Genomic DNA, 10,349 nt, shown 5'->3' on the forward strand with positions numbered 1-10,349 from the left:
GCGCCGACCAGGCCCAGCGTGCGGCGCACGTCGGCGGCCCAGGGGTGCGCGGGGATGCCGAGCAGCCCGGTGCGCGGCAGGGGCCCGTCGCCGTGCGGGAGGTGGACCCACGAGCCGCGCGGCTCCGGCGTCCGGACGCGGTCGGTGAGCCCGAGCTCGTCGAGCAGCGCGGCGACCGTGCCGCCGCGGGTGGCGAACGACTCCGCGCCCGCGTCCAGCCGCAGGCCCGCGACGGTGTGCCCCGCGACCGCGCCTCCGGCGACGTCGCGCCCCTCGAGCACCAGCGTCCGCAGCCCCGCGTGGGCGAGCTCGCGCGCGGCGACAAGGCCCGCGACCCCGCCGCCGACGACGAGCGCGTCCCAGGCGGGCATCAGATCTGGTGCACCAGCTCGGCCACGCGCGTCAGCACGGTCGGGTCGGTCTCGGGCGGCACGCCGTGGCCCAGGTTCACCACGTGCCCGGGGGCCACCGAACCACGCGCGACGACGTCGCGGACGTGCGCCTCCAGCACGGGCCACGGGGCGGCGAGCAGGGCCGGGTCGATGTTGCCCTGCAGCGGCGTGGTGCCGCCGAGCCGCCGGTTCGCCTCGTCGAGCGGCAGCCGGTAGTCGACGCCGATGACGTCCGCGCCGACGTCGCGCATGGCGCCCAGCAGCTCGCTGGTGCCGGTGCCGAAGTGCACCTTGCGCACATCGAGGTCGGCGACGTGGCTGAGCGCGCGCGCCGACGCCGGGGCGACGTGCGCGGTGTAGTCGGCCAGGCCCAGCGAGCCCGCCCAGGAGTCGAAGAGCTGCGTCGCGCTCGCACCGGCCTGCACCTGGGCTCGCAGGAACGCGCCGGTGATGTCCGCCGCCCACTGCGTCAGCGCCGCCCACGTCGCCGGGTCGGCGTGCATCAGGGTGCGGGCGGCCAGGTGGTCGCGCGACGGGCCGCCCTCGACCAGGTACGCGGCGAGCGTGAAGGGGGCGCCGGCGAAGCCGATGAGCGGCGTCCGACCCAGCGCGTCGACGGTGAGCGCCACGCCGTCGGAGACGGGCCGCAGCGCCTCGGGCGTCAGCGGGCCGAGGTCGCGCAGCCGGGCGACGTCGTCGGCGGTCCGGACCGCGGAGCCCATGACGGGGCCGACGCCGGGCTTGATCTCCACGTCGACGCCCGCGAGCTTGAGGGGCACCACGATGTCCGAGAAGAAGATCGCCGCGTCGACGTCGTGCCGGCGCACCGGCTGGAGGGTGATCTCGCTGGCGAGCGCGGGGTCCAGGCACGCGTCGAGCATCGCGGTGCCCGCACGCGCCGCGCGGTACTCCGGCAGCGACCGACCGGCCTGCCGCATGAACCACACCGGCCGACGCTCGGGTCGCTCGCCGGAATAGGCGCGCACCAGCGAAGAATTCTTCGTGCGGCCGTCGGAGAGGGGGTGCGTGGAAGGAAGGTTCACGTGCTCGATTGTGCCGGACAATTGTCGAGATGATTAACTCGGGACGTGGTGCTGCTGTCCCTCGCCGCCAGTCACCACGACCTCGACCTCGATGTGCTCGAACGTCTCTCGTCGGACGTGCAGGCCGTCGCGTCCGAGCTCGTGGGCTCGACGGTGCACAGGTTCGTGTCCGGTGCCGTCGTCCTGGCGACGTGCAACCGGTTCGAGCTGTACCTCGAGGTCGACGACGCCGAGCACGCACCCTCCGCCCGTGCCGCGGCCGCCGAGGCCGTCGCGGGCCGGTCGGGCTACACCGCGGCCCAGGTCGACACCCACCTGCGCGTCCGCACCGGCACCGGCGCCGCCGAGCACCTCTTCGCGGTGGCGAGCGGCCTCGACTCGATGGTCGTCGGCGAGCGCGAGATCGCCGGGCAGGTCCGCCGCGCGCTGACCACCGCCCGCCGCGACCGCACGACGACGTCCGGCCTCGAGTCGCTGTTCCAGGCGGCCTCCCGCGTCTCGCGCCTGGTCGAGAGCCGCACGGGCCTGGGCGCCACCGGCCGCTCGGTCGTCGGCGTCGCGCTCGACATCGCCGAGCGGGACCTGCCCGACTGGCCGTCCGTCCGGTGCGTGCTCATCGGCACGGGCTCCTACGCGGGTGCCTCGCTCGCGGCGCTCAAGGCTCGCGGCGCGGGCGACATCCGCGTCTACTCCGCCTCCGGCCGTGCCGGGGCGTTCGCCGCGGCCCGCGGGGTCCGGTCCCTGCCGGCGTCGGCCGACCTCGCCGCCGAGGTGTCGGACGTCGACCTGGTGGTCGCCTGCAGCGGCGCCGCCGGCGCGGTGCTGGGGGTCGACGCCCTCGCCGCCGCCCGCGCGTCGTCGTCCACCTCGCTCACCGTGGTGGACCTCGCCCTGCGGCACGACGTGGACCCCGGCGTGCGCTCCCTGCCTGGCGTCCGCCTGGTCAGCCTGCACACCGTCGCCGAGCACGCCCCCGCGGAGCACGCCGCCGTGCAGGCCGCCCACGACGTCGTCACGGCCGCCGCCGAGGCCTACGAGGCGGACCGCCGGGTGCGCGACTGGAACCCCGCGGTCGTCGCCGAGCGCACCCGCGTGCTGGGCGGCCTGGAGGCCGGCCTCAGCGCACTGACCGACCGCGACGAGCGCGCCGAGCGAGCCCTGCGCCGCCGTACCCGCGCCGCGCTGCACGCCCCGACGGTCCGCGCCCGCGAGGCGGCCCGCGCGGGCGACGTGACGACGTACGCGGCGGCGCTGGCGGAGCTGGCCTCGATCCCCGTGCCCGCGCTGGTGACCGACGCGCACTGACGGGGAGGTCGGGCTGCGGACGACAAGAGCGTGCCGGGCCTGGACGGGGGGGAGGGCCAGGCCCGGCACGCGTCCCGTGAGGATCACGCCGCCGTTGGCGTGACCCTGGATCGGGAACCCTCGGGAGCTGCGCTCAGGAGCGCACCACCTGCTGCTGGGTAGCGGCAGGCCCGGGGGCCCAGGTGTGGGGGACCACTTGGTTGGTCTGGATATCGGTCAGCTCGGCGGCGTAGACGATGCCCTCGTAGACGCCGGCCTCGACCCGGTTGAGGTGCAGGCGCTCGGCGCGCTCGATGTCGTCGCCGAGGTGCGAGATGCGGGCTACCACGTAGCGCTGCGCGTCCTGCCACTGGTCGACCACGCGGACGTGCAGGCCGTTCCAGCGGGCCGTGAGGTCCAGCTCGAACAGCTCGGTGACGTCCTCGCGGACGACGCGCCGGTACCAGCGGCCGGACGGCGACTGGTGGAAGCCGGTCTCCGCGAGCGGCGGGTTGGCCAGGGCGAGGACGACGGTGTTGCCGCCGTCGACCACGTCCGCCTCGAGGTAGGCGCCGTGCCACTTGGCGACCGGTCCGACGCACCGCGACAGCGACGCGAGCGACGGGCGGGGGGCGCCCAGCTGCGTGACCGTCCAGCCGGCGCCGACGTCGCCGTAGCGGGCCAGCAGCGTCGAGGTGCCGTTGTCGTAGATGCGGACGAGCTCGGCGCCCGGGGGGATGCGGGAGTGGCGGAGCCACCACAGCGGGAGGATGTACCCAGGGACGTCGCGGTACTGCAGCTGCGGCGACGACTCGAAGCGGAGCACGTCGATCGAGCGTTCGTACGGGCTGAACGGCGAGCCCTCGTACCCCAGTCCGTGCACCTCGAACAGCTGTGCCGGAGTCGTCGCGAAGGCGACGTCCTCGGCCCGCACCACGTATCCCGCCAGGCGGTCATGGCCCGCGGTGAGGTGAGCGCGGGTGAGCGCTGGCGTGATCGCCTTCTGCATAAGCGTCACGATGGGCATCCTTGCCAGGAATCGGGTGAACCGGAGGATTCAGGCGGCTCGGTGCACGATTGTGCAGGGCCTATAGGGCACCTGTCCAGGAGTCGCCACCGGGCAGTGTGAAGTCGCAGGTCAGGGCGCCTGAGAGCGGTTCCTTCGAAGGGCTTGCCCTTCTGCCCGACAGTCGGCAGAAGCTGGGGTGCGAACGCCGTTCATTCACCCGTTCGGAGCAGCGCGGGGTCGCGCCTTCCGGCGTGCGGGTGTATCCGCGCTGCTCAGGACTCCAGGTACGCGACGAGGTCGTCCGCGAGCCCCGTGTAGGACGCCGGCGTGAGGGCCGCGAGGCGCGCCGCGACGTCGTCGGGAAGCCCGAGGCCACCGATGAACTCCCGCATGTCGGCGGCCGTCAGCCGGCGACCCCGGGTCAGCTCCTTGAGCCGCTCGTACGGGTTCTCCATGCCGGTCACGCCGGCGACGGAGGCGGCGCGCATGGCCGACTGGACGGGCTCGCCCAGCACCTCCCAGTTCTCGTCGAGCTCGCGCGCCAGCAGCACCGTGTCGACGGACAGCGCGCGCAGCCCGCGGGCCACGTTGTCGATGGCGAGCAACGAGTGACCGAACGCGGGACCGATGTTGCGCTGCGTGGTCGAGTCGGTGAGGTCGCGCTGCAGGCGGCTGGTCACCAGCGTCGACGCCAGCGTGTCCAGCAGGGCCGACGAGAGCTCGAGGTTGGCCTCGGCGTTCTCGAACCGGATCGGGTTGACCTTGTGCGGCATGGTCGAGCTGCCCGTCGCGCCGGCCACCGGGATCTGGATGAAGACGCCGCGCGAGATGTAGGTCCACACGTCGGTGGCCAGGTTGTGCAGCACGCGGTTGAACCGGGCGACGTCGGCGTAGAGCTCGGCCTGCCAGTCGTGCGACTCGATCTGCGTGGTGAGCGGGTTCCAGGTCAGGCCCAGGTGCTCGACGAACGCCTTGCTGACCGCGGGCCAGTCCGCGCCCGGCACCGCGACGACGTGCGCGCCGTAGGTGCCGGTCGCGCCGTTGAGCTTGCCCAGGTACTCGTCGGACGCGATCCGTCGGAGCTGCCGACGGAGCCGGTGCGCCAGGACCGCGAGCTCCTTGCCGAGCGTCGTCGGCGTGGCCGGCTGCCCGTGCGTGAGGGCCAGCATCGGCTGGTCCTTCAGCTCGTGCGCGAGCGCGGCGACCTGGTCGACCAGCGCCGTCGCTGCGGGCGCCCAGACGTCCTGCACGGCGCCCCGGACCATGAGCGCGTACGAGAGGTTGTTGATGTCCTCGCTGGTGCACGCGAAGTGGACCAGCTCGCCCACCTGGTGCAGCGCGGAGCCCTCGGGCGCGACGCTCAGCCGGCTCTTGAGGAAGTACTCGACGGCCTTGACGTCGTGCACGGTGATCTTCTCGATCGCCGCCAGCTCGGCGACCTCGTCGGGACCGAAGGTGTCCACGACCGCGCGCAGGTACGCGATGTCCTCGTCCGTCAGGCGCGGGGCGCCCGGGACGACCGCGTTCGTCGTCAGGTGGATCAGCCACTCGACCTCGACGTGCACGCGCTCGCGGTTGAGGGCCGCCTCGCTCAGGTGGTCGACCAGCGGCGCGACCGCCGCGCGGTAGCGACCGTCGAGGGGCCCGAGGGCGATGGGGGGCGTGACATCGGCAAGGCTGACACGGGAGGACATGCCCGCATCATCCCAGGGGCCGCACGGTCGCGTGCAGGCGTCTCGTCGGGCCGGGATCAGTAGCCTGTCGGCACCGACGGTGGTCGTCGGTCACGACGACGAGGAGCCAGGTGGCGACGCAGGGGCGCAGGCCGGGTGCGGTGCTGCTGGTCGGCGCGTTCGTGGCCGTGGCCGTGCTGGGCGCGGCGCTCGCGGGGCCGTTCCGGCTCTGGCAGCGGAGCAACGGCGGTGCGGCGTTCGAGATCCCGTCGTTCGCGCCGCCGGTCATCACCAGCACGCCGATCCCGGAGGAGACCGCGCTCGACGAGGTGCGGATGCCCATGGTGGCGCAGCGGTGGATCTACCTGCTGGTCATCGCGGTGCTCGGCGTGCTGCTCGTCATCGCGGTGGCCGTCCTGGTCCGGCGGATCCGGGCGATGCGCGAGCGGCGGGCGCCGTACGAGCTCGACGTGGCGACCCCCGACGTCGAGCTGAGCGGCGAGGTGCTCGACAGCGCGACCCCGGCCCTGCGCGAGGGGGTCCGGCGCGCCGCGCAGGTGCTGGAGGACGAGGTGCCACCGGGTGACGCCGTGATCGCGGCGTGGGTCGCGCTGGAGGCGTCGGCGGAGCGCAGTGGGCTGGTGCGGGACCGGGCGCAGACCGCGACGGAGTTCACGGTCGAGGTCCTCGACGCTACGCGCGCCGAACCCGACGCCACCCGCGCGCTGCTCGAGCTCTACCTCGCTGCGCGGTACTCGGAGCACGTGCTCACGGCCGCCGACGTCGCGACCGCGCGGTCCAGCCTCGCGGCGATCGCGGACGACCTGGGCCGACCGGCGGAGGAGTCGTGAGGCGGGAGTGGCGTCCGGTCGTGGGCTTCCTCGTCGGCGCCGCCGCCGCCTGGGCCGCCGGGCTGAGCGTCCGGACGTCCGTGCTGCTCGGGCTGGTCGTCGCCGCCGGCGTGCTGCTGTTCACGCGGCTGGACGGGACCCCGGACCCGGGCTGGGACCGCGAGCGCTCCGCCCGCCGGCACGGAGCCCGGGGCGAGGTGCAAGACCTGGCCTGGGCGATGGTCGGGCGCGACGGCCGGATCGGCGAGCGCGTGCTGCGCCGGCTGCGCGAGGTCGCCGGTCGCCGGCTCGCCCGGCACGGGCTGGCGCTGGGCGACCCCGGGGCCGAGCAGCTGCTGGGCACGCGTGCGTTGCGCACCCTGACCCGCACGACGTCGCCGCTTCCGACGGTGGCCGACGTCCGACACACCCTCGACGTGCTCGACCGCCTCGGACCGAGGCGCGATACGCCTGCTGACGACGACACCGACCCCGGGAGCCCCCAGCCATGACCGAGCAGCCCACCGCCTTGACCGTCGCGCAGGTCGCGGACCGCGGGAGCGCGGTGCTCGACGAGGTCTCGACCCTCGTCGTCGGCATGAAGGAACCCCTGAAGATCGCCCTCGCCGCGGTGCTCGGCGGAGGGCACGTGCTGTTCGAGGACGTGCCCGGCCTGGGCAAGACGCTCGCGGCACGCAGCCTGGCGACGGCGCTCGGGCTGGCGTTCCGCCGGGTGCAGTGCACGCCGGACCTCCTGCCGTCCGACATCACCGGGTCGAGCGTCTTCGACCCGGCGACCGCGTCGTTCGCGTTCCGGCCGGGGCCGGTGTTCGCGGGTCTGCTGCTGGCCGACGAGATCAACCGGACCGCCCCGAAGACGCAGTCGGCGCTGCTCGAGGCGATGGCCGAGCGCCAGGTCACGGTGGACGGCACGACGTACCCGCTGCCGGACCCGTTCCACGTGGTCGCCACGTCCAACCCCGTGGAGTACGAGGGCACCTACCCGCTGCCGGAGGCGCAGCTGGACCGGTTCATGGTCCGCATCGCCGTCGGGTACCCGGACCGCGACGGCGAGGTCGACGTGCTCTCGCGGCGGTTGGCGCGCCGGCAGGAGGTGGGGACGGTGCGGACGATCGTCGACGCCGCCACGCTGCGCGCGATGCAGGCCGGCGTCGAGGGCGTCACGGTCGAGGGTGACATCCTGCGGTACTGCGTGGACCTCGCCGCGGCCACCCGGGCGCACGACGCGGTCGAGGTCGGGGCGTCGCCCCGCGGGTCGCAGGCGCTCGTGCTCGTCGCGCGCTCGATGGCCGTGCTCTCCGGCCGGGACTTCGTCACCCCGGAGGACGTCAAGGCCGTCGCGGTCCCCGCGCTCGCGCACCGGTTGTCGCTCACCCCGCAGGCGTGGGCGACGGGCACCGCGCCGCAGGGCGTCGTCACGGACGTGCTGAAGCGGGTGGCGGGCCCGACGACGGCGCGACGCCCATGACCTGGGTGCGCGCGCGGGCGACGGCCGCCGGGGTCGTCGTCGGCGTCGTGCTCCTGGTCGTCGGCGCCCTGCTCGGACGGCCCGACGTCGCCGTGCTCGGCGCCGCGCCGCTGGTCGCGGGCGTGTGGGACTGGCGGCGTCGGCCCGCGGTCGACCCCACCGTGCGCCTGGTGACGTCGTCGGCGCCGGCCGACGCGGGGACCCTGCGGGCGGAGGCCGTCGTCACGTCGCCGGGGACCGCGCTGGTGGGCGTCCGCCGGGGAGTGCGCGAGCTCGCCGAGGCCTGGGTGCTCGTCGACGGCGCCCGGACGCTCCCGCTCGTCGTCCACACCGTGCGCACGGGACCGCAGGAGGTCGCGTTCGTCGACGTGCAGGGCGTCGGCCCCGGCGCCGCCAGCGTGTCCGAGCCGACCCCGGCCGTGTCGCGCACCGCCCTCGTGCTGCCCGCGCCGCGCCCGCTCGGGGACCTGCCGCTGCCGCCGCGCCTGCGCGGGCTCACCGGCGCGCACGAGTCGCGCCGACCCGGCGAGGGCGGCGGCCTGCGGGACGTCCACCCGTTCGCCCCCGGCGACCGCCTGCGCCGGATCGACTGGCGGGTGACCGCGCGGCGCGCCCCCGACCTGCACGAGCTCTACGTCCGGCGCGAGCACGCCCTCGCGGAGGCCGTCGTGGTCCTCGTGGTGGACTCCCGGGACGACGTCGGGCCCGACCCGAAGACGTGGCGCGGCTCGACCCCGCCCCGCGCCGAGGACCCGACTTCGCTCGACCTCGCCCGGCAGGCCGCGGCCTCCGTCGCCCAGGGGTACCTCGGGCTCGGCGACCGGGTGGGGCTCGACGACCTCGGAGCCGTCCGGCGGGCCCTGCCCCCCGGCGGCGGCCGGCGGCAGCTGGATCGCATCCGGCACGCGCTCGCGCTCACCCGGCCGGAGGGCGACCCGATGCGTCGGCTGCGTGCGCCGCAGGTGCCGTCGGGCGCTCTGGTCGTCCTCTTCTCGACGTTCCTCGACGACGAGGCCGCGCAGGTGGCCTCGGTCTGGCGGCGCGCGGGCCACCGGGTCGTCGCGGTCGACGTGCTGCCCACGCTCCGCGAGCGGCAGCTCGGTGACCGCGAGAAGCTCGCGATGCGGCTGATCCGGATCGCCCGCGAGGACCGGCTGGCCGACCTGGCCGACCTCGACGTCGAGCTGGTGACCTGGCGGGAGGCGCCGACCATCGCCCTCGCGTCCCTGGCGCGGCGGGCACAGCGGCGGGCGGGGGCATCGCGATGACGGCCGCGCCCGAGGTCACGCTCGACCTGGTCCGCCCGGTGCCCGCCTGGACGATCCGGGCGGCGCTCGCGGTCCTGTGCGCCGTGACCCTCGTGGCCGCGTTCGTCGGCACCGGACCCGTGCCGCCCGCGGCGCTCGTCGCCGTGTTCGTCGTGCTCGTCGGCGCCACCGTGGTGCTGCCCGGGCTCGGCCTCGCCGCGCTGGTCGTCCTCGTCGCGGCCACGCGGCTGGTCGTGGGCGACCCGCCCGCCCTCGTCGCCGTCATGCTCCTGGTGCTCCTGGTGCACCTGACCCTCTGGACCGCGGCCGTCGCCGCGCGGACGTCGTGGCGGACGCGCGTGGAGGGTGCCGTGCTCTCGCGCGGGCTGCGGGACGTCGCGAGGGTGCAGGTCGGCGCGCAGGTGCTCACGGTGGCGGCGTTGCTGCTGGCCGGCACGTCGCTCGGCGAGGGCGACGTCTGGCGCGGGCTGGCGCTGGTGGCGGCGATCGCCGTCGCGGCCGCRCTGCTGCCGCGGCCGTCTGCGTAGGTGGTCGAGCCGCCCACAGCCCCCGAACGAGCTCGCTCGGCCCACGGACTCGGGGACGACGCCGTCCGAGGTTCCCCGCTCTCCGTAGCGTCCTCGCCATGGAGATCGGGCGAGGGACCCCCGAGGTGCTGCGGGCTCTGGACGAGGTGACCGCCGCGCACCGGCTGCTGCGCGGGGCCGCCCAGGTGCCGTGGCAGTCGGGTGCGGCGGACCGGTTCCGTGCCGCGGTCGACGAGGCCGAGGCGCGCGTCCGAGAGGTCAGGGCGGGGATCGAGGCGGCGCTGCGCCCCGTCGCGGCGGCCGACGCGGAGGCCCGTCCCGTCCTCGGGACGGGAGGCAGGTGAGCGACGGGTTCCGCGTCGCCGGCGGTCCCGGGCCCACGGTTGTCGACCTGGAAGAGCTCGCGTTCGTGTCGCGCCGCCTGGCCGCGGCCGCGGACAGCCTCGACGCCGCGGCTTGGTCTCTCACGCGCGCGGCCCAGGCGTGCGACGGGCTGAGCCCGGCGGCCGTCGAGGCGCGGCACGCACTGGCGGTGGTGCGGGACGGGCGGGCGTCGGCGTGGCGCGCCGCCGACCTGCTGCGGAGGCTCGTGACCGCCCTGCGCCGGGTGATCGAGCTGTACGCGGGGGCGGAGTCGGCCGCGCACCGGGTGCTGCGCGGGGTGGTGGTCACGTCCGCGGGGCGGTGGGGGGAGACGCCGCTGGTCGCGGCGGTGCTCGGCGTGGGCGCCGCCGTGCTCACGGCGGTGGGCGTCGGCAGCGTCGTGGCCGGCAGCGTGGGCCGGTCGCTTGTGCTCGGGCGGCCGGACCCGGTGCTCCCCGCGCTGGTCCGGGC

At 75.5% G+C, this 10,349-nt stretch carries 12 protein-coding genes; 8 read left to right on the top strand and 4 right to left on the bottom strand.

What is annotated here, in order from left to right; genetic code table 11:
• Window positions 1–371, bottom strand: a 371-nt coding sequence (locus ACXJKA_RS19680) for an FAD-dependent oxidoreductase (protein WP_456826886.1), incomplete at its 3' end; no start/stop codon positions are given.
• The gene (hemE, locus tag ACXJKA_RS19685; protein WP_456826887.1) at window positions 371–1,435 is read right to left on the bottom strand and encodes a uroporphyrinogen decarboxylase; all 1,065 of its coding nucleotides are present in this window, start codon (window positions 1,433–1,435) and stop codon (window positions 371–373) included. The genes hemE and ACXJKA_RS19680, both read right to left, overlap by 1 nt.
• Before the next feature lie 45 nt (window positions 1,436–1,480).
• Here hemE and ACXJKA_RS19690 point away from each other — a divergent pair, with 45 nt between their 5' ends.
• Window positions 1,481–2,740, top strand: a complete 1,260-nt coding sequence (locus tag ACXJKA_RS19690; protein ID WP_456826888.1) for a glutamyl-tRNA reductase — start codon at window positions 1,481–1,483, stop codon at window positions 2,738–2,740.
• Window positions 2,741–2,873: 133 nt separating this feature from the next.
• Here ACXJKA_RS19690 and ACXJKA_RS19695 read toward each other — a convergent pair whose 3' ends face one another.
• On the bottom strand, window positions 2,874–3,728 hold the full coding sequence (locus ACXJKA_RS19695) for a hypothetical protein (protein WP_456826897.1): 855 nt from the start codon (window positions 3,726–3,728) through the stop codon (window positions 2,874–2,876).
• A 272-nt stretch (window positions 3,729–4,000) separates the two neighbouring features.
• Window positions 4,001–5,422, bottom strand: a complete 1,422-nt coding sequence (gene purB, locus ACXJKA_RS19700; RefSeq protein WP_456826889.1) for an adenylosuccinate lyase — start codon at window positions 5,420–5,422, stop codon at window positions 4,001–4,003.
• 110 nt (window positions 5,423–5,532) lie between these two features.
• Here purB and ACXJKA_RS19705 point away from each other — a divergent pair, with 110 nt between their 5' ends.
• From ACXJKA_RS19705 to ACXJKA_RS19735, 7 genes are all read left to right on the top strand, one after another.
• Window positions 5,533–6,252, top strand: coding sequence for a DUF4129 domain-containing protein (locus tag ACXJKA_RS19705; protein WP_456826890.1), 720 nt, complete (start codon window positions 5,533–5,535; stop codon window positions 6,250–6,252).
• Entirely contained in the window at window positions 6,249–6,743 is a 495-nt protein-coding gene (locus ACXJKA_RS19710) for a hypothetical protein (RefSeq protein ID WP_456826891.1), read from the top strand. The genes ACXJKA_RS19705 and ACXJKA_RS19710 overlap by 4 nt, the downstream gene beginning before the upstream one ends.
• Complete coding sequence (locus ACXJKA_RS19715) at window positions 6,740–7,720, top strand: AAA family ATPase (RefSeq protein WP_456826892.1); 981 nt, start codon at window positions 6,740–6,742, stop codon at window positions 7,718–7,720. The genes ACXJKA_RS19710 and ACXJKA_RS19715 overlap by 4 nt, the downstream gene beginning before the upstream one ends.
• On the top strand, window positions 7,717–8,988 hold the full coding sequence (locus ACXJKA_RS19720; RefSeq protein WP_456826893.1) for a DUF58 domain-containing protein: 1,272 nt from the start codon (window positions 7,717–7,719) through the stop codon (window positions 8,986–8,988). Before ACXJKA_RS19715 ends, ACXJKA_RS19720 begins: the two co-directional genes overlap by 4 nt.
• Window positions 8,985–9,515, top strand: a complete 531-nt coding sequence (locus tag ACXJKA_RS19725) for a hypothetical protein (RefSeq protein WP_456826894.1) — start codon at window positions 8,985–8,987, stop codon at window positions 9,513–9,515. The genes ACXJKA_RS19720 and ACXJKA_RS19725 overlap by 4 nt, the downstream gene beginning before the upstream one ends.
• 98 nt (window positions 9,516–9,613) lie before the next feature.
• Window positions 9,614–9,859 (top strand): hypothetical protein, encoded by a 246-nt coding sequence (locus tag ACXJKA_RS19730; RefSeq protein WP_456826895.1) that lies wholly within the window; start codon window positions 9,614–9,616, stop codon window positions 9,857–9,859.
• A partial coding sequence (locus ACXJKA_RS19735; protein ID WP_456826896.1) for a hypothetical protein occupies window positions 9,856–10,349 on the top strand: 494 nt, incomplete at its 3' end. The genes ACXJKA_RS19730 and ACXJKA_RS19735, both read left to right, overlap by 4 nt.

This window comes from Cellulomonas sp. P5_E12 (genome assembly GCF_054049315.1).